Source organism: Catellatospora sp. KI3 (assembly GCF_029948125.1).
Taxonomy (GTDB): domain Bacteria; phylum Actinomycetota; class Actinomycetes; order Mycobacteriales; family Micromonosporaceae; genus Catellatospora.
The window spans coordinates 108,034-131,516 of sequence record NZ_JASAMB010000011.1 but is presented as its reverse complement, the minus strand read 5'-3'; the positions used below and the strand labels follow the sequence as shown (position 1 = coordinate 131,516).

Genomic DNA, 23,483 nt, shown 5'->3' with positions numbered 1-23,483 from the left:
CTCCACCCGATCCGCGACCACCCCTCGCGTACTGGAGGAATCCGTGACACCCCTGCCCTACCGGCGCGTCCGGGCAGCGACCCTGCTCGGCGCCGCCCTCACCGGCGCACTGCTGCTGTCGGCGGCACCCGCCGTCGCGAAACCGGCCCTGGCCGCCGGGATGGACGCCGTGTTCACCGCGGCGGCCAGGTCCTACGGCGTGCCCAAGGGCCTGCTCGTGGCCGTCGGCTACGGCGAGACCCGGCTGATCGACCACGACGGGCTGCCCAGCCAGGACAACGGCTACGGGATCATGCACCTGGCCGACAACCCGCGCAACCGCAGCCTGGCACTGGCGTCGCAGCTCACCGGCCTGGACGAGGCCGTGCTCAAGAGCGACGCCAGGGCCAACGTCAAGGGCGCGGCCGCGGTACTGCGCTCGTACGCGGACAAGGCGGGGCTGACCGCTGCCGACCGCGCCCGCACCGGCGCCTGGTTCTCCGCCGTCGCCGAGTACGCGGGCGCCGGCAGCGACGCCACCGCCAAGCTGTACGCCGACTACGTTTACCAGGTCGTCCAGCAGGGCGTCGCCGTCCGCACCGAGGGCGGCACCGTCACCGCCGCGCCGGACAAGGTCCGCCCCGAGCTCGGCCGGTTCGCGAAGATCCAGATGGCGGGCGAGCAGTCCACGGCAGCCAAGCCGGCCGCCGCCCCGCAGGGCGTCGCCGCCCTGGCCGCGCCCGTCCCGCAGTACCCGGGTGCGCGCTGGATCGCCGCCAACGGCAACAACTACTCCCCCGGCCGCTCGGCGGGGATCACCACGGTCGTCATCCACGTGACCCAGGGCTCCTACGCGGGCACGGTCAGCTGGTTCCAGAACCCGTCGGCGGGCGTCAGCGCCCACTACGTGGTGCGCTCCAGCGACGGCGAGGTCACCCAGATGGTGCGCGAGGAGGACACCGCCTACCACGCGCGGTCGGCCAACTCGTACGGCATCGGCATCGAGCACGAGGGCTTCGTCGACAACCCGGCGTGGTTCACCGACGCCATGTACCGCTCGTCGGCGAACCTGACCCGCTACCTGTGCGAGAAGTGGGGCCTGCCGAAGTCCCGTACCAACATCAAGGGCCACAACGAGATGCCGGGCAACGACCACACCGACCCGGGCCCGAACTGGAACTGGAACTACTACATGTCGCTGGTGAACTCCGGTGGCGGCGGCGGGGTCACCCCCGGCGGCTCGCCGACCGACTTCAACGGCGACGGCAAGGACGACATCGTCACGTTCAACCTGGGCTCGCTCAACGACGCGTACGTGGCGACCTCGACCGGCTCGGCCTTCGCGGGCACGTCGGTGAAGTGGAACGACTTCTTCGGCCTCAACGGCGAGAAGCTGCTCACCGGAGACTTCAACGGCGACGGCAAGGACGACGTCATCACGTTCACCGGCGGCACGCTCGGCGACGTGTACGTCGGCCTGTCCACCGGCACCGGCTTCCTCGGCGGCGCCAAGTGGCACGACTGGTTCGCCCCCGGCGCCGAGGTCCCGGCAGTCGGCGACTTCAACGGCGACGGCAAGGACGACATCATCACCTTCACCCACGACAGCCTGGGCGACGTGTACGTGGCCCTGTCCACCGGCACCGGCTTCGGCGCGGGCGTGAAGTGGCACGAGTTCTTCGCCCCCGCCGGGGAGTTCCCGGCCGTCGGCGACGTCAACGGCGACGGCAAGGACGACATCATCACGTTCACCCAGGGTGCGGCCACCGCCGCCGACGTATACGTGGCGCTGTCCAACGGCTCCTCGTTCGGGGCCGGCCAGAAGTGGCACGACCTGTTCGCGGTGGGCGCGGAGAAGCCGCGCGTCGGCGACTTCAACGGCGACGGCAAGGACGACATCGTCACCTTCACCTGCAACGCCGACGCCGACGTGTACGCCGCGCTGTCCAACGGCGCGGGCTTCGTCGGCACCACCGTCAAGTGGAACGACTTCTTCTGCATCGCCGGCGAGTTCCCGTACGTGGGCGACTACAACGGCGACGGCAAGGACGACATCATCGTCTTCACCAAGGGCGCCACCAACGACGTGTTCGTCGGGCTGTCCACCGGCTCCGGCTTCCTCGGCGGCGCCAAGTGGCACGACTTCTTCGGCCTGAACGGAGAGGTCACACTGTGAGAACGACCCGGCTTCCGATCGCCGCGGGCATCGCGGCGCTCGTACTGGCCGGGCTGGGCGGGGCGGCTTCGGCCGCCCCGCCCGGGGTCTCCGGCCCCGCCGCGGCCCCGGCCGCGGCAGCGGCGGTCACCGGCCCGGCCGAGAAGGTCGCCAAGCTGACGGGTCCCGGCTCCATCAACGCCACCGACACGAGGTGGCAGCTCAAAGCCACCGACCTGGGCATCATGTGGGACAACGGCAGCGGCCAGGTGCTGACCGTCTTCGGCGACACGTTCGGCAACGGCTGGACCGGCCCGGGCGGCGGCGTCGGCAACGGCGCCACCATCGACTGGCGCTGCAACGTGCTGGTCCGCAGCGCCGACCGCAACCTCGCCGACGGCATGATCTTCGACAACGCGGTGCTGGACCGGGCCGGGCACGCCGGCACGATCCTGCCCTGCAAGCAGATCGACAACAACGAGATGACGGTCATCCCGACCGCCGCGATCTCGGTGGGCAACCGGCAGTTCATCCACTACATGTCGGTCAACCACTGGGGCGACGCGGGGCGCTGGTACACCAACTACAGCGGCATCGCGTACTCCGACGACAACGGGCAGACGTGGATCAAGGACGCCGACGCCCGGTGGCAGAACACCCCCGCCTGGGACAACCGGTTCCAAATGGGCGCCATGCTGCGGCAGGGCGGCTTCGTCTACCTGTACGGCACCATGAACGGCCGCTTCGGCAGCACCTGGCTGTCGCGCGTACCCGAGGGCTCGCTGCTCGAACCGACCGCCTACCGGTACTGGAACGGCTCGGCCTGGACCACCGACCAGTGGGCCACCGTCCCGGTCGCCACCGGCCCGGTCGGCGAGCTGTCGGTGTACCACAGCCGCTACCTCGGCCGGTTCGTGATGACCTACCTCAACGAGTCGCGCGGGGCGCTGGTGCTGCGTACGGCGCCGACGCCGACCGGCCCGTGGAGCGCCGAGGAGGTGCTGGCCACCACGGCCCAGTATCCGGGGCTGTACGGGGCGTTCATCCACCCCTGGTCGGCCGACAGCGACAGCCCGTACCTGTACTTCACGATGGCGCAGTGGGACCCGTACAACGTCTGGCTGATGCGGACCAGGCTCACCGGCGGCGGCATGTTCGGCGGCTCGTCCACCGACTTCACCGGCGACCGGCGCGCCGACATCGTCACCTTCACCCAGAACGACCTCGGTGACGTGTACGTCGCCCCGTCCACCGGCGGCGCCTTCGCCGGGGGCGGCAAGTGGCACGACTGGTTCGCCCCGTTCAACGAGACGGCGCTGACCGGCGACTTCAACGGCGACAACCGCGACGACATCGCCACGTTCACGCACTCGCCGCTCAACGACGTCTACGTGTCCCTGTCCACCGGCTCCGGCTTCGGCGCCGGGGTCAAGTGGCACGACTGGTTCGCGGGCGGCAACGAGATCCCCGCCGTCGGCGACGTCAACGGCGACGGCAGGGACGACATCGTCACCTTCACCCACGACGGCGAGGGCGACGTGTACGTGGCCCTGTCCAACGGCACCTCCTTCGTCGGCACCGCCGCCAGGTGGCACGAGTTCTTCGCCCCCTGGGGCGAGTTCCCGGCCCTGGGCGACGTCAACGGCGACGGCAAGGCCGACCTGATCACGTTCACCCAGGGCACCACCAACGACGTGTACGTGGCGCTGTCCAACGGCACCTCGTTCGGCGCGGGCCAGAAGTGGCACGACTTCTTCGGCGTCACCGGCGAGTCGCCGCGCGTCGGCGACGTCAACGGCGACGGCCGCGACGACATCGTGGTCTTCACCTGCAACGCCGACGCCGACGTCTACGTGGCCCTGTCGAACGGTTCCGGCTTCACCGGCACCACGGTCAAGTGGAACGACTTCTTCTGCACCGCCGGAGAGTTCCCGTACCTGGCCGACGCCAACGCCGACGGCAAGGACGACATCCTCGTCTTCACCCAGGGCACCGCCAACGACGTCTACGTCGGCCTCTCCACCGGCAGCTCCTTCACCGCCGGCGCGAAGTGGCACGACTTCTTCGGCCTGACCGGGGAGCGGACCTTCTAGTTTCACCCCGGTGCGGCGGCGGTGCCGCCGCATGATCGCGGTCCGGGGTCGGTACCCGCGGCCGGAATACGCGAGCCGACCGCGGACCGCGATCGAAGACCGCAGGCGGGCAACGAGGCCCGCCTGCGGCATCATGCTTTCTCCGGGTACGGCGAGAGGAGCCGGATATGGACACGGTCGTGGTGGGGGTCGACGGCGGCGGCACCCGCACCCGGTGCGTGGTGGTCGACACCGATGGCCGGGTGCTGGGCCGGGCCGAGGCCGGCGGCGCCAACCCGAACAGCTCCCCTGACCCCGTCGGCGCCCTGGCCGAAGCCCTGCGGGGCGCGGTCGCCCAGGCCACCGCCGCCGAACCCGGCGTCGCGGACCGGGTGGCAGCGGGCGTGTTCGGGCTGGCCGGAGCAGGTGGGGCCGGGCACGCCGACGCGCTGGCGCGGGCCACCGCCGCCTGGCGGGCGGCCGGGCTGGCCGGAGCGCCGGAGGTGGTCGGCGACCTGGTGGTGAACTTCGCCGCCGGTACGCCCGAGTCCGAAGGGCTGGTCCTGGTCGCCGGGACCGGAGCGATCGCCGGGCGGATCGCCGACGGGGCCGTGGTGCGCCGCTGCGACGGGTACGGGTGGCTGGTCGGCGACCGCGGCTCCGGCACGTGGCTGGGCCGCATGGCGGTCACGGCGGTCCTCGACGCCCTCGACGGACGCGGCCCGACGACAGCGCTGACCCGTACCGTGCCCGCTGCGCTGCTGGACGAGCTCGCGCACACCGCCCACGAACCGGGCAGCGCCGAGGCGCATGCCCTGGCGCAGCGGTTGGTGCGGGCCGTCTACGGCTCCCCGCCCGCCGCGCTGGCCGCGCTCAGCCCGGTCGTCGACGCCGCCGCCCGAGCCGGTGACGAGACAGCCCGAACGATCGTCGCGGAAGCCGCCGACCACCTCGTGGCGTCGGTGCGTGCGCTGGCGCCCAGCCCGGGTGAGGCCCTCGTCTTCGCCGGCGGCATCCTCACCGGTCCGACCCTGCTGGCGGAGCTGGTGACCGCCGGGTTCACCGCAGCCGAACCGGCATACGCGGTGTCCCTGGCCGGACCGGGCGAGCTGGGTGCGGCCATGGTCGCACTGCGACGCACCGGCCACGCTTCGGCCCTCGCCCGCATCCACGCCGACCTGCTGCCGTGGTCTGCCCGCTCGTGAAACCGGGGCAGCGCCTCGTGCGTCCCGTGCCCGGTCCGGGCGGGGCTGGCGCCTTCGCCTCCTGCCGGACATGCTGACCGCCGTGCCGCGCTGGGCCTCGGCGCTGTGGGGGTTGGCGTTCGTCGCCCTCATCGCGGCATTCTTGACCCTGCCCGGAGACGCCATGGACAGAGGCAGCCGATCGGCCTCGCCCGCGGGCGGTCTGATCGGGATCCACTTCGCGCTGAGCTCGTCGCTCGTCGCCTGGGCCCGATGGCGACGGCTGACACGGCACGAGGATGCGCCGGCCGGGTCGACCCGGTAGACCACCGGTCAGGCGGCGGCCTAGAGGCCGAGTCGGACCGGCTGGTCCGGCGCCCCCGCTGCCAGCAGCGCCGTCAGCGGCGTCGCGAGGTCACGAGGCGAGAACAGCTCAGGTCCCGTGTATCCGGCGATCTCCGAGAGCCGCCACCACCGGAAGGCGTCCAGGTTCTCGGCGGCGAGCTGGTCGTCGGTCAGCTCGCCGCGGGGCTGGAAGTGGTTCGTGCGGACGAGGAAGTAGTCGTTGACGATGCCGTCAAAGCCCGGCGCGTGGTCGACGGCCACGACCTCCTGGTGCCAGACGTGCGGCACATCGGCGGTGACCGCCAGACCGGTCTCCTCGCGCAGTTCGCGGCGCAGCGCCGTCAGCCGGTCCTCACCGGCTTCGATGCCGCCGCCCGGGGCCGCCCAGACGACCTTCGCCGAATTCGGCACCGCCGGGTGCGGAAAGACGAACCGGCACAGCAGGATGCGGTCGTCCTCATCCAGGATGATCGCGCGTACGGACCGGCGCAGGCTCGGCGTCATGGCGTACCGGACGCGACGGCAGGACGCATGACGATCAGCACCGCAGCAGACTACCGCGTCTGTTCTGCCCTTCCGTACCAGACGCCGACGGACACGACCCGGCCCGGCCGCGGCCGAAATCGCTGTCGCTCACCGGATCATGGTGGTAGACAGCCCGGGTGCACAACACTCTGCAGTTCACCGACCTCCTGCGGCTGATCGACGAGCGGTCGGCCGCCTTCCGCGCCGCCATCGCCGCCGCGCCCGACCTCGATGCGCAGGTGCCGACCTGCCCCGAGTGGACGCTGTTCGACCTGGCGCAGCATCTGGGCGGGGGCCGGCGCTCCTGGGCCGCCACCGTCGCCGCGGGCCCCGCCGCCACCGGCCGCGTGAAGGTCGAATCGGCCGCGCCCAGGGAGCGGGAAGCCCTGCTCGCCTGGCTGGCCGCCTCGACGCGGCAGCTGCTGGACGCGCTGCGCGAGGCCGGTCCGGACCGGGCCTGCTGGACGTGGTGGGACACCTCGCAGTCGCCGCAGACCTGCGGTGCGGTCGCCCGGCACCAGCTCCAGGAGGTCACGGTCCACACCTACGACGCGCAGCTCACCGTCGGCGACAGCCAGCCGCTGCCCGCCGAGGTCGCCCTCGACGGCGTCGAGGACTTCCTGTTCACCTGCTGCGCGACCACGAGCCCCTGGCCGCACGAGCCCGCCACGGTGCACTACCACGCCACCGAGGGCCGCTCCTGGCGCGTGCTCCTGTCCGCCGACGGCGCCCAGGTCACGCACCTGACCGAGCCGTACGCCGACAAGGCCGACGTCTCGGCCACCGGCACGGCCGGCGAACTGGTCCTCTTCATGTACGGCCGCACTCCGCTGGACCTGATGCCCTTCGACGGCGACCGGCGCGTCTTCGAGCAGCTCATCGCCTGGGAACCGGAGTAGTCGGACGTAGCCGCGGTACCACTTCGGCCCTCGAAACTCTGATCACCGCTCACCGCGCACCGAATCCCGGAATCGGCTCCCTCCAACGACATAGCGGCGCCCCCGCGGCCGCGTGTAGGTGGGTAGACACGAGGGAGGAGCCTGATGGACCAACTCGCCGAGCGGGAGTTCCGGGAGTACGTGGCACTGCGGCAGGGGTCGCTTTACCGCGTCGCCTACCTGCTCACCGGGCACCACCAGGACGCCGAGGACCTGCTCCAGGTCGCGCTGACGAAGCTGGCCCTGCACTGGTCCAGGGTGCATCGCTCAGGTTCGCCGGACGGATACATCCGCAAGGTCCTGTACCGGCAGCACATCAGCGTCTGGCGGGTCGCCAGGAACCGCCGCGAACACGCCACGGGGCAGCTGCCCGAGCCGAGATCGGTTGAGGACCCGGCCGGGGCGGCGGTCCTCAAGCTGGCGATGTCGCGGGTGCTGGGCGAACTGACCCGCAAGCAGCGGGCGGTGGTGGTCCTGCGCTACTACGAGGACCTGCCCGAGGCCGAGGTGGCCGCGCTGATGGGCACCTCGGTCGGGACCGTGCGCAGTCAGGTCCATCGCACGCTGACCCGCCTTCGTGAGCTGTGTCCGGAGCTGAGAACCATGGAGGAACTGGTATGAACTCACCGAACGAACCTGAGCTGAAAGCCGCCCTGCAGCGGCTGTCGGACGTCGCCGGACCCGCCGACCTCTCCGACGCCGCGCTGCGGGGCGCCCGGAGCAGGCGGCGCGTGCGCGGTGCGGTGACGGCACTGGCCGCGGTCGGCGTCGTGGCCGCCCTGTCCGTTCCCTTCGCGCTCCGCCAGGGTCCGCCCGCCGCTTCGCCGGTCGACGCCGTTCCGGTCGACTTCGCCGCCACGCCGCCGATTCTGGGCGAATGCCAGGACGCGCCCATGGTCAACCCCACGACCAAGGAGGTCGCGGCCGAGCACTGGCCGCAGTACGTGCAGCTGGTCCTCGACCTGCTGCCCGCCCGGAGCGACTACGTCGTGCAGAACACCTACGACCTCTGCAACTGGGGCGAGTCCGGGATCTCCAACGCGTACGCCGTGATCAACCTGGGCCACGGCCGGGAGCACGGGCATCTGACCGTGAACCTGTACGTCCACGAGACCGCCGCCTGGGTGCCCGGCTCCTGCGCCGACCTCAACGCCACGGCTCCCACGGCGGACCAGAGCGTCCTGTTCTGCCAGGAGGCCGCCGGCTCCCAGCCCCTGCTCTACGGAACCGCGTACTCGAACACCACCGTCACCGTCGGCGCCGTCTACCCGGACCACCGCGGGGTGGTGCTGGAGCGCAACGGTCTGGAGGCGGTCTCGGAGATCAGCATCGACGACCTGAAGGCCGTCGTCACCGACCAGGGTCTGCTGAACCTCATCCCGACTTCGGCCGTTCCGCTGCCGACGTCGGCGGCGGCCCCGCCGGAGGCCGGGGCGTCCGCACCCGCCAAGCAGTGACGGAGCGGGCGGTCACCGCGCGGTGGCCGCCCGCCCAGCGGGTCACCCGGGGGCACCCGCCGTGATTCTCCGCGAGTGGGTGCAACCGCCGACCGGGTACAGGCGTCAGTGGTGCGCTCATGACGGCACCGGCCGACCCCAGGAGGACACGAAGATGGCCCGCACCCCGCAACGCCCGGTCACGCTACTGTGGCTGGGCACGATGATGCTGGCGGCGCTCACCGGCTGCGCCGGACAGGCCGCCGACGGCCCCGCGTCGGCCCCGGCCGGCGCGTCGGCCCCGAGTTCCGCGACCGCGTCCGCCCCCGGCTCCCCCAGCCCGTCCGCGGCTGCCCCGAGCCCGGCCGCCGTCCCGCCCCCGGACCACGCGTTCATGCTGCAGGCGGTGGACCGGGTCGAGGATCCCGTGCTGACGGTGACCGCGAGCGGCCGGATCGGCACGTACCCGGGCGGAGCCGACACCGGCGACCGCGAGCGGTTCGTGCTGTCCCCGCTGTCGCCGGGCGCGACGACGTACCTGCTGAAGACGGCTGTGCTGCGCGTCGGCGGCGAGCCGTGGTGCGTCGGGGTCAAGGGGGACCAGCCGTACACCATGGCCTGTGACGCCGCCGACCGCGACCAGCGGGTGACCCTGCCGCCGGGTGCGACCGCGGCGACGTACGGGCTCGTCCTCGGCCAGTACGACGTCGAGGTGGGCCAGGATGGCAAGATCTCGCTGGTGCGGCACCGTACCGGCGCGAAGACCGTGTTCCGGTTCATCGCGGCGGGCACCGTGGGCCAGTGGCCGTAGATCGGATCGGGATGGACGACGCCGGGGAGTTCGACGCCTTCTACGCGGACACGTCGTGGCGGGTGCTCGGGCAGCTGTGGGCGATGACCGGCAGCCGGGTCGAGGCCGAGGACGCGGTCGCGGAGGCCTACGCCCGGGCCTGGCAGCGCTGGCGCCAGGTCCGCGCCTGCGACAGCCCGGAGGCGTGGGTACGCCGTACCGCGTCCCGGATCGCGATCAGCGCCTGGCGCAAGGCCGTCAACCGGATCCGCGCACACCACCGCGCCACGCCCGACCAGGACCTGGCCGGTCTCGGCCCCGACCATGTGGCCCTGGTCCACGCGCTGCGCCAGATCCCGCCCGACCAGCGTCGCGCGGTGGTGCTGCACCACCTGGTCGGCCTGAGCGTCGCCGAGATCGCGGCCGAGGTCGGCGCCCCACCGAACACGGTCAAGGCGTGGCTGCTGCGGGGACGCCGCGCCCTGGCCGCCCGGCTGACCGACGACGACCCGCGACAGTCCCGAGGAAAGGAGAGCAGACATGGCTGAGCAGCACGGCGACGACGAGACAGGTCTCGGCCGGGGCCTGGCGGCGCTCGCCGGGCACGGCACCCGCATCGGTCGGCTGCGCCCGGCCGAGCAGGTCCGGCACCGGGGCGAGCGGCGGCGCCGGAACGCCCGGCTCGGCGTCGTGGCTTCCGGTCTGGCTGTGGCGGCCCTGACGGCCGGGGTGTTCGCCTGGCAGGGGCAGCCCGGCGGGCAGGGCGTACCGGTGGCCACGGCACCCCCACAGGCCTCGCCCTCCGCGGTGCCGTCTCCTTCGGTGACACCGAGGGTCGACCCGTCGGCAGTGCCCGGTGCCGGGATTCCGGCCCGCGACCGGGCGGTCTGGCTGCAGGCGACCGCGACCGCCGGATATCCCCTGCTCACGGCCCTGCCCGACGGCACGGTGTCGACCACGACGATGGACGGCGCGACTGACGGCGCCCTGTTCGCGCTCGTTCCTCTCTCCCCCGGCGCCGACGAGTACCTTCTGAAGACCGGCACCATCGCGACCTGGGGCGAGCCGGGCTGCGCGGCGCTGGAGGCGGCCAGGGTGGCGATCGTCGCCTGCGATGCGGCACGCGACGAGCAGCGGGTCACCCTCGGTCGGGGCGGACCGCCGTTCGAGGTGCTGCTCGGCGGCCGGGCGCTGGCGGTGACCGGCACCGGCGTGGCCGCTGTCGCGCCCGGCCAGGGCACTCCGCTGACGTTCATCGTGCGCGGCAAGGCCCAGGACCCCTTCGACTGAAGCCGGCCCCTGCGAATCCGGTTCGACAGGCGCCCGGCGCGGCTGGTTGGCTTGCCGGGTGGACCAGGTCGTGTTGTTCACCCACCCGAACCGCAGGCGCCGCGCGGGTTCCGCCCCACGGCGCCTGGGTTTCCGGGTCAACGGCGAGGACCTGCGGCTGGTGGCGGCCGAGGCGACTCGCGACCTCTGGTTGGCCGAGCTGACCAGCGAGGACGATCCGGAGCTGGCGTGGCGGTTCGTGCTTGACCAGCACTGCCACCTCTGGGCCGCCGAGCTGGGTGCGCCGTCGCGGCTGCTGCTCGGCGAGCCGGACGACGAGCACCGGCGCCCGCACGGCCTGTGGGATGGCCGAGTGCCCCTGCTGGGCTGCAGCACCTGCGGGGACTGGGAGTGCTGGCCGCTGCTGGCCGCGATCAGGGTCGACGAGCGCACTGTCACATGGTCGGCATTCGTCCAGCCGCACCGGAAGGAGTGGGGTGAGCTGCCGATCGGGCCCTTCACCTTCGATCGCGCGGCGTACGAGGCGACGCTGGCCGAGCCCGAGGCGCTGGATGCCGACCCCGGTTGGGCCTGGATGCTCGGTGCCGATGATCCGCAGCCGTGAGTGCCGCCGCGCCGGATCTTCTCGGGTCACGCCCCGGTCATGCCCACACCGCCGGGCCGAGGTCGGCCGGAAGCCTGTCCACCACGTACGCCACGATCTGTTCCGCCGTCCCAGCCTCAGCCAGAACCGGCTCCTCCCAGCCCAGCCGCAGCGTGAACGTACCCTGGCGGGTGGTGTTCAACATGACCTTCTCCACCTGGAACCCGCCCGTGTCCGCACGCGGGGTCGACCGGCCGAGGCCGGTCGGCACCTCGGTGGTGAACCGCAGGGTCCACATGCTGTTGAACGCGAACAGACCACGTAGCACGGGCTGGGCGTAGGCTGCCTCGATCAATTCCCGATAGGTCGACCGGCTGACATCCTGCGCTTCTCTGCGGAGCCGTCCCCACTGGGAGGCGACGTAGTGCCCGGGGCTGTCGTCCGGCACTTCGTAGTGCCCGGTCAGCGCCGCGAACGGGGCGGCGTCGGCGACCTGCGCCAACGTCCCGCCGTCCCGCCAGGCCACGGCCAGCGCCGGAACGTCGCTCAGCCGCCGGGTCCGCCCCTCGATCATGCTCAGCGGGATGCGGGCACCCAGGCCGCGGCTCTCGCCGTTGACGGACCACTGTCTCTCCCGAAGCCAGGCCTGGACCGTCAGCGGCTCGCGACCGGGGATCGTCGAGGCCACCGTCGCTCGGCCGACGGGGTCGGACGCGTCGGGGACGGCGACGAGATCGAGCCCCTGCGCGAGCGCTTCGGTCCGCAGGTACGCGGCCAGGCTGCCTTCGGCGGCCACTTCGGGATAGAGCGTGGCCCGGTCCGGAGGCGTCGACATGACTGGCGAGTCTGCCGCATGGTTCCGCCTGGTCACGGCCCACCCCCGGGTGGAATTGCCGCGGGTCGGCCGGCTACGGATCTCACCGCGGCGTGGTGGACCGGGCGGACGACACCGCCGAGTCGACGATGGACCACGCTTGAGCGGGCGTCACCGCCCCGACCAACAGCGGCCCCTGAAGGCCGCTGACCAGGGCATACAGGGTGATCGCGGCCTCCCGGTCGAAGGCCCGCTCGAAGAACGTGTAGGCCCCGGCGTACGCGGCGCGCATGATGTCGGCGGCGGCCGGCTCGGTGGCGCTGTAGGCGAGCAGGGCCGTGGTGGCCGCGGAGGTCAGCCGCCGCTCGTCGTCCAGCGGCAGCATCTCGTCGATGATCATTCGCAGCCCGACGGCCTGGTCGGCCGGGTCCGGGGTGCGGGCCATCCGGGCGAGCACGCGGGCGGTGAAGCGCGCGTTCAGGTGGTGCAGGACGAACCGCAGCAGCTCCTGCCTGGTGGCGAAGCATCGCTGCACCGCACCGGCGGAGACGCCCGCCTCGGCGGCGACGACGCGCACCGAGGCCGCCTCGATGCCGCGCGTGCCGATGATCCGTACGGCGGTCTCGGCGACGAGTGCGCGTCGGGCTTCGTGGTCGACGATCTTCGGCATGCTTATATGATACGTTCGTATCGGAAAAATGGAGGTGCGGCATGGCGGTCGAGTTCGCGAGCAACGGCGAAATCCAGCTCGCCTATGAGACGTTCGGCGACGCCTCCGGCGAACCGCTGCTGCTGATCACCGGGCTCGGACACCAAATGCTGCTGTGGCCGGACCGCTTCTGCGAGGCCCTGGTCGCGGCCGGCTTCCACGTCGCCCGGTTCGACAACCGCGACTCCGGCATGTCGACCTACCTCGACAGCCCCGACCAGCGGTGGTGGCAGGCGCTGTTGGGGGGCGGGCGTCCGCCGTACACCTCGGATGCCTTCGTCGACGACGCGGTCGCCGTGATGGACGCCCTGGGCTGGCAGTCCGCCCACGTCGCGGGAGCGTCGATGGGTTCGGCCATCGGCCAGATGATCGCGGTACGCCACCCCGAGCGCGTGCGCAGCCTGACCGCGCTGATGAGCATGCCCGCCTCCGGCAGCCTGCTGGCCCTGCGCCACATCAGGTTCGGGTCGGTGCTGCGGATGGGGCGCATGCGGCACGGCACCGACCGGGCGGGCCAGGAGCAGCGGATAGTCGACCTGCTGCGGATGCTCGCCTCACCCCGGGGCGCCTTCGACGAGACGTGGGCGCGCGAGGTGGCGGCCCGCGGCTACGACCGGCGGCCGTTCGACCCGCGCGCCGAGCGGCGGCAGCTGGCGGCCGGGCGGAGCCGGCGGCAGAAGCTGGACCTGGGCCGGCTAAAGGCGCCCACACTGATCGTCTACGGGCAGGACGATCCGTTGGTGCGCCCGAGCGGCCCGAAAGCACTGGCCCGGGCGATCCCTGGGTCGCGCCTGGTCGGGTACCCGGGCATGGGTCACGATCTGCCCGAACCGCAGTGGGCCGAGCTCGTCGGCGAGATGCGGGCCCTGGCCCAGCGGTGAGGCTCGCGTTCAGCCGACGAAGTTGTTCTGGACGAACGCCACGACCATGACCCCCTGCAGTCCGATCGCGACAGCCGGGTAGATCCGGTCGAAGTTCCCGCTGCGGCCCATCCTGGCCAGCACCAGAAACGCGGGCACGCATTCGAGGAAGTACCGCCAGACCGAGGCCAGCGGGTAGTAGTTGTGGACCGGGTTGACCACCGGCAGCAGCATCGCGGGCAGCGCGAACGCGACCAGGTAGTGCCCGCCCCGCCCGAGCTTCCACGGCCCGGCGACGGCGAGCGCCAGCAGCACCAGCGAACCGAGCGAGACCACCAGGTTCACCGTGTTGCGGACCGTGTCCGGGTGGTACGCCGTGCCCTCGGAGATCAGCCGGAGCAGTTCGCGGTACGTGGTCCACGGCGCCTGGTAGCCGTCGCGGAACCAGTGCTTCTGCGCGTCCAGGAACGCCGTCGCGTTGCCGAGCACGTTGTGCAGGTGCAGGGCGTACAGTCCGACGCCCACGGGCACGAGCAGCGCCGCGAGCACGTCCCAGCGGACCCGGCGGATCGACCAGTCGCGCTGGCGCAGGTACTCGTAGACGAAGGCCAGGCCCAGCAGCAGGCCGGTGAGCCGGGTGGCGCCGGCCAGGCAGCACAGCAGGCCCGCGTACCACCAGCGGCCGCGCCGCATGCAGTAGAGCGCGCCCACCGACAGCGCCAGGAAGAGCGATTCGTTGTACGCGGCGACGAGGTACAGCCCCGTCGGGAAGGCCAGCAGGTAGAACGCGGCCCGGCGGCCGTGCCCGGCGTCGAGCAGGTCGGTGGCGAGCCGGTGCACCAGGATCAGCGCGGCCAGGCACGCGAGCACCGACACCAGCATCGCGGCATGGAACGTGGTCAGCGTCGTCACCGTCTTCACGGCGCGGACCAGCATCGGGTACAGCGGGAAGAAGGCGGCCCGCAGCGGATCGGGCTGGTAGCCGGTCTCGGCGATCGGCAGGTACCAGGCGACGTCCCACCGGTTCCAGGCGTCGAGCGCGCCGTCGAGCCCGGTCGGCGGGTTGCCCGCCTTGGCCGGGAGGTCCTGCACCGGCAGCCAGGCGACGTAGGTGGTCGCGGCGTACAGCAGCAGGCCCGCCGCCCAGGTGGCGAGCCCGGCCCGGACCGACTCCCGCCAGCCCGCCGCCACCGGGTGCTCCACCTCGGCGGCGGCCGGCTGCTCCGCCGGGGCGGCCGCCGCATCGACCGCTGTCGCTTCAGACATGTCGGCGACGATAGCGGCGATCATCGCTTTTGGACATAGACGAACGGCCGATCGGGGCCGCGTCAGTGGTGGTGGTCGTGCCCCTCGTGCTGGTGGTGCTCGTGGCCGGCGTGCGCGAGGGGTTTGGCGGCGACCCATTCGCGGGCGGACTCGGCGGCGGCACTGAGCTCGGCCAGCAGCACCGCCAGCTCCTCGTGCCGCATGTAGTTGGTCGCGGTGATCGAGGTGACGTGCTCGCCCAGCCGGTCGGCCAGGGCGCGGATGCCGGTGAGCGCTTCGACGACGGTGGCGGTCTCCTGCTCGTTCAGATCACACATGCCGCCAACCGTACCCGCCATCGACGCCCATGGAATCCTTCTAATGGTTATAAATCATGGCATTCTGGTGTCAGTGCCCCAGCAGGACCAGCGCGATCGTGATCGCGCCGGAGCCGATCAGCGCCACCGCCCATACCCGGTCCAGGTCCAGCCATGACGACACCCGCAGCGCGCGCACCGCCAGCACCCGCAGCACGGCCAGCGCGATCACCGCCGACACCGCGACCATCGCCGCCGTGTGCACCGCGGTCGCGGCCAGCCCGGTCAGCGCCGACACCTGCCCGGCCGCCGCCCCGGCGTGGTGATGCCCTGCCGGTGCGGCCACCGGCACCGCGACCAGCACCGGCAGCAGCACCAGCCCGGCCCCGTGCACCGAGGACATCAGGAACGACCAGCCCAGCAGGTGCCGCCCGGTCGGGCGCAGCCCGCGCCAGTGCAGGTGTCCCCCGGCCCGCAGCTGCCACAGGCCGAACCCGAGCAGCAGCACCCCGCCGACGACCGCCGCCTGCTGCGCCCCGCCGACCGACACCGCCAGGCCCACCAGGGTCGCCACCGCGAACACCGACAGCGCGTGCCCGACGGCGACCGGCAGCAGCACCCGCAGCGCCGCGACCCGGTTGCGCTCCCGCAGCCCGGCGGCGACGGCGAGCAGCCAGCCCATGCCGGGGTTGAGGCCGTGGAACGCGCCCAGCCCGGCCAGCACGACGTACTGCCACGCGGTCATGCCACCCCCGTTCCGCCGTCCATCGTCACCGGCCGGTCAGCGCCCTGTCACGGGTAGTCGTCCCATCGATACCGCTGGTTCCCGGCGATCTGTCGGCACCCGCGCCTACGATCTGCGGCGGCGATCATCGCGACTCGAACCCCGGTGGATCACCGTCTGCGGTCACGACGTGGGCCTGAACCGTCCGATATGACCGCAGACGGCGATCGAGCCGACAGCACCGCTGCCGCGCGCCTGCCAGCCCGCGACAGAACCGCAGCCCACGACCTTGGTCGCGGGCTGCGGCGGTGGAGACTGCGGTACCGGGTCAGCCCTTGACCGCGCCCGCGGTCAGGCCGTGGGCGAGGTTGCGCTGGGCGAGGGCGAAGCAGATCGCCACCGGCAGCGCGATCAGCGTCGACCCGGCCATCAGCGGCCCGAACTCCGCGCCCTCCGAGGTGATGAAGTGGGTCAGCCACAGCGGCAGCGTGTACCGGTCGGGGCTGCTGGTCAGGAAGTACGCCACCAGGTACTCGTTCCACGACAGGATCATCGTGAAGATCGAGGTGGCGATGAGGCCGGGCAGCACCAGCGGCAGCGTCACCCGCCGGAACGCCTGCAGCGGCGTGCAGCCGTCGATCATCGCGGCCTCCTCCAGCTCGCGGGGCACCCCGGCGACGAAGCCGCGCATGGTCCACACCGCGAACGGCATCGCGAACGCCAGGTACGCGATGACCAGCCCGGTCAGGGTGTCGGCGAAGCCGAGACCGCTCAGGGCCAGGAACAGCGGGATGATCAGCGCCACGTGCGGCACCAGCTGCACGACCAGCACCGAGGCCAGGAACGCCTTGCGGCCGCGGAAGTCGAACCGCGCCACCGCCACCGCCGACAGGAACGCCACCACCATCGCGAACACGACCGTGATCGCGGTGACCGTGGCGCTGTTGCGCAGCGCCTGCCAGAACGCGGGGTCGTCGAGCACCCGGTTGATGTGCTGCATGGTCGGGTGCAGGGGGATGAGCTGCGGCTGCGCGGAGTACATGTCGCGGCCGGGTTTGATCGCGGTGGTGGCCATCCAGTACACGGGGAACAGCCACACGGCGGCCACCAGCAGCCCGAGCAGGATGTAGACGCCGTTGCGCACCCGCCTCACGCGAGATCTCCCATCCGGATGAGCTGGCGGACGTACACGACGAGCACGACGGCCAGCAGCAGCACGTTCACCAGCGCGACGGCGCCCGCGTAACCGTAGTCGTGGCCCTGGTAGGCCTGCATGTAGGCGTAGATGCCGATGGTCTGGTACTCCGGCTCCGGCGAGGCGTTGCGCAGCAGCCAGATCTGGTTGAACACCTGGAAGTCCCAGATGACCGACAGCACGATCTGGATGCCGAGCACCGGCTTGAGCAGCGGCAGCGTGACCCGGCGCAGCACCTGCAGCCCGGACGCCCCGTCCATCCGCGCCGACTCGACCAGCTCGCCGGGCACCTGCGTGAGCCCGGCGTAGGTGGTGACGGCGATGAACGGCACGGCGCCCCAGACGACCACGGCGGTGGCGACCGACAGGCCCTCCACCGGGTTGACGTACCAGTTGTGCTGGCCCAGGCCGAGCAGGTGGTTGAGGACGCCGAAGTTCTGCTGGGTCATCCAGGCGAACACCTGGGTCGACACGAAGGTGGGCACCGCCCAGGCCATGACCAGCACCGACATGACCACGCGGCGCAGCCAGGCGGGCAGGCGCTCCATCAGCAGCGCGATGCCGACGCCGAACAGCATGGTCAGGGAGACCATGGCGGCGGTGAGCACCAGCGTGCGGCGCAGCGCGGCCCAGAACAACGGGTCGGACAGGATGCGCTGGAAGTTCTCCAGGCCGACGAACGGGGCGGCCTCGTCGGAGAAGATCTGGGCCAGGCCCCAGCTCTGGAAGGACAGGGCGGCCACGCGGGCCAGCGGGTATGCCTGGACCAGCAGCAGGATGACCGCGGCGGGCGCGATGAGCAGGAACGGCAGCCGGGGGCGGCGCGGTCGGCGCGGCGCGGGCGCCGGACCGGCGGCGGCGTGGGTGGCGACGGTGACGGCCACGGCTTCCTTTCGTACGGTGATGCGGCGGGCACGGACGATCCGCGCCCGCCGCATCGGGTGGATCAGGCGGCGTTCAGCAACGCCTCGATGGCCTTGTCGCCCGCGTCGGTGGCGGCTTCGACGGTCTGCTTGCCCGTGGCGATGTCCACGAGCATGTTAAGCACGATCTTGTTCTTCTCCACGGCCGCCCAGTTCTTTGCCGGCGGCAGCGTCCAGGTGTCGGCGAGGCTGTCGACGTAGCCCTTCATCTGCGGGTCGCTGGGCACGATGCCCTTGGTGTTGGCCAGGAAGCCGGCGTCGACGAACGCCTGCTGCGAGGCGCTGCCCAGGTACGCCGCGATCCAGGCGCGCGCCCACTCCTGGTGCTTGCTCTTGGCGGTCACGGCGATGTCGGAGCCGCCCATGAAGGCCGGCACGAAGCCGTCGGCCTTGGTGGGGCTGGGCAGCCGGAACGTGCCGATCTGCTCCTTGAGCTTCGGGTCGCCGTCGGCGCCGAAGACCTTCTTCATCTGGCCGGCCGAGTCGTAGAACATGGCGGCCTTGCCCGCGACCATGGTGCTGAACGCGGTGAGGTCGTTGATGGTGCGGTCGCCCTTGTAGCCGGCGTCCATCAGCGACTTCCAGTTCTTCAGGCCCGTGATGCCCTCGGGGGTGCTGAAGGTGGCGTCCCACTTGCCGTCGGCGCCGAGCTTGGCGGCCTGGCCGCCGGCGTCGTAGATGAACGGCATCGCGGCGTACTGGTGCTGGCCGGGCAGGAAGAACGAGCTGAACGTCGGGTCGCCCGCGTGCTTGGCGTTGAGCTTGTTCACCAGCTCCATCAGCCCGGCCCACGTGGTCGGCGGCTCGGTGACGCCCACCTCGGCCAGCAGGTCCTTGCGGTAGATGACCGCGCGGTCGCCGCCGTAGTACGGCACGCCGTAGAGCTTGCCCTGGTAGGTCGCCGAGTCCTCCAGCGCCTTGACCCAGGTGGTGTTGTTCTCGAACTCGCCGCGGTGGGCGGTGAGTTCGCTGAACGCCCCGGCGGCCATGTACAGGCCCATCTCGGTGGAGCCGAGCTCGATCACGTCCGGGGCGGAGCCCGCCTGGGCCGCGGCGTCGAACTTGGCCAGGTGCTCCGGCCACGTCTGGTACGCCACGGTCACCTTGACGTTGGGGTACTTCTCCTTGAGCTTCGCGTTGGTGGCCTCGACGGTCTTGGGCCACAGGTTCTGCGCCTCGACCTGAAGCCAGACGGTCAGTTCACCGCCGGCGTTGGGGTCGTCCGATCCGGCGTCGTCGCCACAGGCCGCAACGCCCAGAAGCAGGGCGGCAGCCGCAGCGGCGGCGAGGAGTCGTGCCTTCATCTCATCAACTCCTAACAGCGTCTATAGACGAATCAGAATCAAGCCGCACAGCGTAGGATCCGCCGTGCGGACAGCGCCACGATGGCAGGAATCTCCCTATCCGTCAATCTCCATGAAGGAATTATTCGGCCGCTGATTGTGGCCGGGGCTCCGGTCAGCGAAGATGGGGCGCTGGCCGAAGTTCGCCGAGGAGATGAACGCATGACCGAGACACAGCCCGACCACCTCGTCGCCAGCGTGCGCGCGGTGCTGCCCTCGCTGACGCCGTCGGCGCAGGTCATCGCGAGGCTGATCCTCGACGACCCCGCCACGGTGGCGCGCAGCACCATCACCGAGCTGTCCGCCAACTCCGGTGTCAGCGAGGCCACGATCGTGCGGACCGCGCGCATGCTCGGCTTCTCCGGGTACGCGCCGCTGCGCCTGGCCCTGGCCGCCGCCGCCGCACGGGCCGAGCCGGACCGCCTGGTCCCCGGCGACCTCGGGCTGACCGACCCGCTGTCGGATGTGATCGCCAAGGTGACGCGCTCGGAGATCGAGGCGCTGTCGGACACGGCCGCCCAGCTCAACCCCGACCAGCTGGACACGGTCATCAGCGCGGCGATCGCCGCCCGCCGCATCGACATCTACGGCGTGAGCGCGTCGGGCCTGGTCGCCGCCGACATGGCGCAGAAGCTGCTGCGCATCGGCATGTCCGGCCACGCCTTCACCGACGTGCACCTGGCCCTGACCAGTGCCGCGCTGCTGCGCAAGGGCGACCTGGCGATCGGCATCTCCACCTCGGGCGAGACGCCCGACATCATCGAGCCGCTGCGCCAGGCGGGGCTGGCCGGGGCGACGACCGTGGCGATCACCAACAACCCGTGGTCCAACCTGGCCCGCACCGCCGACCACACGCTGGTGTCGGCGGGCCGGGAGACCTCGTTCCGGCCGGGCGCGATGGCCTCGCGCATCAGCCAGCTGCTGCTGGTCGACTGCCTGTTCGTGGGCATCACCCAGCGCACGTTCGCCACCTCCGAGCAGGCGCTGAAGCTGACCCGGGAGGCCGTGAGCGACTACATGGCCGAGCACCGGCCGCGACCGAGGAGCTGAGCGCTCACATCGCGAAATCGACATGTCATTGGTCTGACATGTCCTTGCAATGAAAGAATTCTTCACGCATACAAACATCTGTATTGCTTTTCTCCACCCCCTCGGGGGACGATGCCTGTCGGAACCCGGGCGCCGCGCGGCAGCGGCGCCTACCAGTGCATGAACTTGGGGGACTGATGACCGACGGTCAAGCGATGACGATGCCGGTCACCGAGCGGCGCCTCGCCGGGACCGAAGACCTGGACATGCTGTCCACGGCCGAGCTCGTCCGGCTCATGACGGTCCAGGACCGGACCGTGCCGGAGGCCATGGCCGAGGTCGCGGCCGAGATGACCGCGGCCGTGGACGCCATCTCCGACCGGATGCGCCGCGGGGGGCGGCTCATCTACCTGGGCGCCGGCAGCGCCGGCCGGATCGGCACGCTGGACGCCAGCGAGATCCCGCCGACCTTCGGCGTCGGCCCGGACCTGGTCCGCGCCCTCATCGCGGGCGGGCCCGGGGCGCTGATCTCGGCCGTGGAGGCGGCCGAGGACTCGGTCGAGATGGCCGTGGCCGACCTGACCGGCGTGGAGCTCACCGAACTCGACAGCGTGGTCGGCCTGTCCGCCAGCGGCACGACGCCGTACACGGTGGGCGGGGTGCGGCACGCGCGCTCGCTGGGGGCGCTGACCGTGGGCGTGGCGTGCAACTCCGGCACCCCGCTGGCGGCCGCCGCCGAGATCGGCATCGAGGTCGTGGTGGGGCCGGAGCTGCTGGCCGGGTCGACCCGGCTGAAGGCGGGCACGGCGCAGAAGCTGGTCTGCAACACGCTGTCGACGCTGGTGATGGTCCGGCTGAACCGGACCTACGGCAACCTGATGGTGCACATGAACGCGACCAACCAGAAGCTCTACGCGCGGGCGCACCGCCTGGTGGAGCTGATCACCGGCCGGGGCGAGCTGGAGGTAGACACGGCGCTGCGGACCGCGCAGGGCTCGGTGCCGGTGGCCGTGCTGGTGCTGCAGCTCGGTGTCGACGCCGCGGCCGCCAGGCGCCGCCTGGCCGCGGCCGGGGGCAGTCTGCGCGACGCCCTCGGCGCGGTGGCGTGAGGGCCGCAGCGGCGCGCTGAACCGCCCGGCCGCATGCCAGAGCCATGCGGCCGGGCCCACCCCACGGGGCGGGGTGCGGCGAGGGGGTGGCCGGCGGGACGCCGCCGACCACCCCCTCGCCATTTCGTACTCAGGACTTGACGTGCGCGTCCACGAAGGACGGGTATCCGAAGATGCTGGAGACGAAGATGCCGCCGGCCTTGGAGCCGTGCAGGTAGTACGCCACGTCGACGTAGAGCGGCACCGCCGGGGCGTCGTCCTCCATCAGCTTCTTGTCGAGCTTGGCCCACTCAGGCCCCTGCGCGGCCGGGTCCATCGCCAGCACCCGGTCGAACTCGACGTTGATCTTGTCGTCGTTGAGGTATGACCGGTTGTTGTTGCCCGCGTCCTTGATCGTGCGGCCGTCGAAGAGCACCGGCAGGATCGAGGCGCCGCTGGGCCAGTCGGCGGCCCAGGAGTCGATGTAGAGGTCCCACGGGTTGTTCTTCTTGCTGGTCTCGTCGAGCTTGGCGTCGGCCGGGATCAGCTTGACCGTGATCTTGAAGCCCGCCTTCTCCAGGTTGGCCTCCAGCTGCGCGCCGGTCTCGGCGTCGGTGTCCAGCACGCCCAGCACCAGCTCCGGCGTCTTGCCCGCCAGCAGCTCCTTGGCCTTCTCGACGTTGCCGCTCGGACCCGCCGGGTAGGCGTCGTAGTTCACGAAACCGAGCGTCGAGGACGGCATCAGCGTGGTCATCGGCGCGGCCACGGTGTCACCGCCCAGCGACTTGATCAGGCCGTCGCGGTCGATGGCGTAGTTCAGCGCCCGGCGGATGTTCACGTCGGTGACCCGCAGCGTGTTGATGGTGAGGCGGTTGGCCGAGGGGGTCGGCGACAGGATCGAGCGCGACTTCAGCGACGCGTTGTTGATCGTGGTGCCCACCAGCGAGGCCGGCACGCCGCCCCAGCCCAGCGCGGTCTGGTCGTCGCCGCTGTCGGCGATGATCCGGTTGGCCTGGGCGTCGGGGTCGGCGCCGAACGTCCACACGAACCTGTCCGGGTACTGGTGGCGCACCGGGTCGGTGGCCGGGTCCCAGTTCGTGTTGCGCTCCAGCACGATCTCGGTGCCGACGGTGTTCTTGGTGACCTTGTACGGCCCGGACGAGAACGGCTGCGTGTCCAGCCCCAGCCCGGTGTCCTTGGCCTGCGGCACCGGCGCGGTGTAGGGCAGCGACACGGCGAACGGCAGGTCGCAGTGGCCCTTGGCGAAGGTGAACCGCAGCGTCTTGTCGTCGGGGGCGGTCAGGCCGGGCGGGAAGGAGCCCTTGTTGGCCTTGAAGTCCCAGGCCTTGTCGAACTGCGGCGAGTCGGCCAGCCACTCCTGGACGTAGGTCGGGCCGCCGCTGTAGTCGGGGCTGAAGGCGCGGGAGATGCCGTACGCGATGTCCTTGGCGGTGATCGCGCTGCCGTCCTCGTACTTCACCCCGTCCTTGATCTTGAATTCCCAGGTCTTGCAGTCCTTGTTGACGTCGGTGCCCGGCGTCTCGGCCAGGTCGCCGACCAGCGTCAGGTGGCCCTTGCCGTCGTCCTTCCACGTGGTCAGGAACCGCGAGTACAGCGGGGCGGTCATCAGGCCGACGAACGAGTAGATGCGCTGCGGGTCCAGGTGCGAGATGGCCGACTGGCGCAGGATGTGGAAGGTGCCGCCCTTGGCGGCCCCGGCGACCTCCGCCGCCGGGCCCCTCGACTGGGCCGGGTCGGTGGCGATGACGCCGGTGCTCTGCCGGTTGACGTCGACCGACGGGCCCTCGCCCTTATTCTCGGTGCACGCCGCGAGCAGGAGCAGCGCCAGCGCTGCGCCCGCGGCGGATGCCGCTCGTGTCCTCATCAGAAGTTCCCCTTCGGTGTGCATGAGAGGTGACGGGCGGCCCGGTGTCGCAGA

Annotated in this window: 24 protein-coding genes; 14 read left to right on the top strand and 10 right to left on the bottom strand. The window is 71.5% G+C overall.

The genetic code is table 11. The features are described from left to right. Window positions 1-43: 43 nt before the first annotated feature. The 4 genes from QEZ54_RS19305 to QEZ54_RS19290 all read left to right on the top strand — a co-directional run bounded on the left by QEZ54_RS19305 (window position 44) and on the right by QEZ54_RS19290 (window position 5,715). On the top strand, window positions 44-2,155 hold the full coding sequence (locus QEZ54_RS19305) for an N-acetylmuramoyl-L-alanine amidase (RefSeq protein ID WP_281306049.1): 2,112 nt from the start codon (window positions 44-46) through the stop codon (window positions 2,153-2,155). Then, the gene (locus tag QEZ54_RS19300) at window positions 2,152-4,227 is read left to right on the top strand and encodes a DUF4185 domain-containing protein (protein ID WP_281306048.1); all 2,076 of its coding nucleotides are present in this window, start codon (window positions 2,152-2,154) and stop codon (window positions 4,225-4,227) included. Before QEZ54_RS19305 ends, QEZ54_RS19300 begins: the two co-directional genes overlap by 4 nt. 167 nt (window positions 4,228-4,394) lie before the next feature. After that, complete coding sequence (locus QEZ54_RS19295) at window positions 4,395-5,411, top strand: BadF/BadG/BcrA/BcrD ATPase family protein (protein WP_281306047.1); 1,017 nt, start codon at window positions 4,395-4,397, stop codon at window positions 5,409-5,411. Window positions 5,412-5,481: 70 nt separating this feature from the next. Further along, window positions 5,482-5,715 carry a hypothetical protein gene (locus QEZ54_RS19290; protein WP_281306046.1) on the top strand — a complete coding sequence of 78 codons (234 nt, stop codon included), beginning with the start codon at window positions 5,482-5,484 and terminating at the stop codon, window positions 5,713-5,715. 20 nt (window positions 5,716-5,735) lie between these two features. Here QEZ54_RS19290 and QEZ54_RS19285 read toward each other — a convergent pair whose 3' ends face one another. Next, the gene (locus QEZ54_RS19285; RefSeq protein WP_281306045.1) at window positions 5,736-6,239 is read right to left on the bottom strand and encodes an NUDIX domain-containing protein; all 504 of its coding nucleotides are present in this window, start codon (window positions 6,237-6,239) and stop codon (window positions 5,736-5,738) included. A 158-nt stretch (window positions 6,240-6,397) separates the two neighbouring features. Between QEZ54_RS19285 and QEZ54_RS19280 the strand changes: the two genes are divergently transcribed. The 7 genes from QEZ54_RS19280 (at window position 6,398) to QEZ54_RS19250 (ending at window position 11,318) form a co-directional block, all read left to right on the top strand. Then, window positions 6,398-7,159 carry a maleylpyruvate isomerase family mycothiol-dependent enzyme gene (locus tag QEZ54_RS19280; protein WP_281306044.1) on the top strand — a complete coding sequence of 254 codons (762 nt, stop codon included), beginning with the start codon at window positions 6,398-6,400 and terminating at the stop codon, window positions 7,157-7,159. A 144-nt stretch (window positions 7,160-7,303) separates the two neighbouring features. Next, the gene (locus tag QEZ54_RS19275) at window positions 7,304-7,819 is read left to right on the top strand and encodes a SigE family RNA polymerase sigma factor (protein ID WP_281306043.1); all 516 of its coding nucleotides are present in this window, start codon (window positions 7,304-7,306) and stop codon (window positions 7,817-7,819) included. Next, on the top strand, window positions 7,816-8,655 hold the full coding sequence (locus QEZ54_RS19270) for a hypothetical protein (RefSeq protein ID WP_281306042.1): 840 nt from the start codon (window positions 7,816-7,818) through the stop codon (window positions 8,653-8,655). Before QEZ54_RS19275 ends, QEZ54_RS19270 begins: the two co-directional genes overlap by 4 nt. A 154-nt stretch (window positions 8,656-8,809) precedes the next feature. Continuing rightward, entirely contained in the window at window positions 8,810-9,445 is a 636-nt protein-coding gene (locus QEZ54_RS19265) for a hypothetical protein (RefSeq protein WP_281306041.1), read from the top strand. Window positions 9,446-9,456: 11 nt separating this feature from the next. Further along, a complete protein-coding gene (locus QEZ54_RS19260) occupies window positions 9,457-9,972 on the top strand; it encodes a SigE family RNA polymerase sigma factor (RefSeq protein WP_281306130.1) in 516 nt (171 codons plus the stop codon). Then, entirely contained in the window at window positions 9,965-10,714 is a 750-nt protein-coding gene (locus QEZ54_RS19255) for a hypothetical protein (RefSeq protein WP_281306040.1), read from the top strand. The genes QEZ54_RS19260 and QEZ54_RS19255 overlap by 8 nt, the downstream gene beginning before the upstream one ends. Window positions 10,715-10,772: 58 nt before the next feature. Next, the gene (locus tag QEZ54_RS19250) at window positions 10,773-11,318 is read left to right on the top strand and encodes a hypothetical protein (protein ID WP_281306039.1); all 546 of its coding nucleotides are present in this window, start codon (window positions 10,773-10,775) and stop codon (window positions 11,316-11,318) included. Window positions 11,319-11,355: 37 nt separating this feature from the next. Here QEZ54_RS19250 and QEZ54_RS19245 read toward each other — a convergent pair whose 3' ends face one another. Continuing rightward, window positions 11,356-12,132, bottom strand: coding sequence for a DUF6193 family natural product biosynthesis protein (locus tag QEZ54_RS19245; RefSeq protein ID WP_281306038.1), 777 nt, complete (start codon window positions 12,130-12,132; stop codon window positions 11,356-11,358). Between the two features lie 82 nt (window positions 12,133-12,214). Then, entirely contained in the window at window positions 12,215-12,781 is a 567-nt protein-coding gene (locus tag QEZ54_RS19240; protein ID WP_281306037.1) for a TetR/AcrR family transcriptional regulator, read from the bottom strand. A gap of 41 nt (window positions 12,782-12,822) precedes the next feature. On the opposite strand from QEZ54_RS19240, the gene QEZ54_RS19235 reads away from it, so the two are divergent. Beyond that, window positions 12,823-13,701 carry an alpha/beta hydrolase gene (locus QEZ54_RS19235; protein ID WP_281306036.1) on the top strand — a complete coding sequence of 293 codons (879 nt, stop codon included), beginning with the start codon at window positions 12,823-12,825 and terminating at the stop codon, window positions 13,699-13,701. Window positions 13,702-13,710: 9 nt separating this feature from the next. Here QEZ54_RS19235 and QEZ54_RS19230 read toward each other — a convergent pair whose 3' ends face one another. The 6 genes from QEZ54_RS19230 to QEZ54_RS19205 form a co-directional block, all read right to left on the bottom strand. After that, entirely contained in the window at window positions 13,711-14,946 is a 1,236-nt protein-coding gene (locus tag QEZ54_RS19230) for a mannosyltransferase family protein (RefSeq protein ID WP_281306035.1), read from the bottom strand. A 62-nt stretch (window positions 14,947-15,008) separates the two neighbouring features. Beyond that, window positions 15,009-15,263: a hypothetical protein gene (locus tag QEZ54_RS19225; RefSeq protein ID WP_281306034.1), complete on the bottom strand. Its 255-nt coding sequence runs from the start codon at window positions 15,261-15,263 to the stop codon at window positions 15,009-15,011. 70 nt (window positions 15,264-15,333) lie between these two features. Then, entirely contained in the window at window positions 15,334-15,987 is a 654-nt protein-coding gene (locus tag QEZ54_RS19220; protein ID WP_281306033.1) for a hypothetical protein, read from the bottom strand. Between the two features lie 307 nt (window positions 15,988-16,294). Further along, window positions 16,295-17,119, bottom strand: coding sequence for a carbohydrate ABC transporter permease (locus QEZ54_RS19215; RefSeq protein ID WP_281306032.1), 825 nt, complete (start codon window positions 17,117-17,119; stop codon window positions 16,295-16,297). After that, entirely contained in the window at window positions 17,116-18,045 is a 930-nt protein-coding gene (locus QEZ54_RS19210) for a sugar ABC transporter permease (protein WP_281306031.1), read from the bottom strand. The genes QEZ54_RS19215 and QEZ54_RS19210 overlap by 4 nt, the downstream gene beginning before the upstream one ends. Before the next feature lie 62 nt (window positions 18,046-18,107). Further along, window positions 18,108-19,388, bottom strand: coding sequence for an extracellular solute-binding protein (locus QEZ54_RS19205; protein WP_281306030.1), 1,281 nt, complete (start codon window positions 19,386-19,388; stop codon window positions 18,108-18,110). 201 nt (window positions 19,389-19,589) lie between these two features. On the opposite strand from QEZ54_RS19205, the gene QEZ54_RS19200 reads away from it, so the two are divergent. Then, window positions 19,590-20,477: a MurR/RpiR family transcriptional regulator gene (locus QEZ54_RS19200; RefSeq protein ID WP_281306029.1), complete on the top strand. Its 888-nt coding sequence runs from the start codon at window positions 19,590-19,592 to the stop codon at window positions 20,475-20,477. A gap of 176 nt (window positions 20,478-20,653) precedes the next feature. Continuing rightward, window positions 20,654-21,565 (top strand): N-acetylmuramic acid 6-phosphate etherase, encoded by a 912-nt coding sequence (gene murQ / locus QEZ54_RS19195; RefSeq protein ID WP_281306028.1) that lies wholly within the window; start codon window positions 20,654-20,656, stop codon window positions 21,563-21,565. Between the two features lie 130 nt (window positions 21,566-21,695). On the opposite strand, the gene QEZ54_RS19190 is transcribed toward murQ, so the two are convergent. Continuing rightward, on the bottom strand, window positions 21,696-23,429 hold the full coding sequence (locus QEZ54_RS19190) for an ABC transporter substrate-binding protein (RefSeq protein ID WP_281306027.1): 1,734 nt from the start codon (window positions 23,427-23,429) through the stop codon (window positions 21,696-21,698). Between the last annotated feature and the right edge of the window lie 54 nt (window positions 23,430-23,483).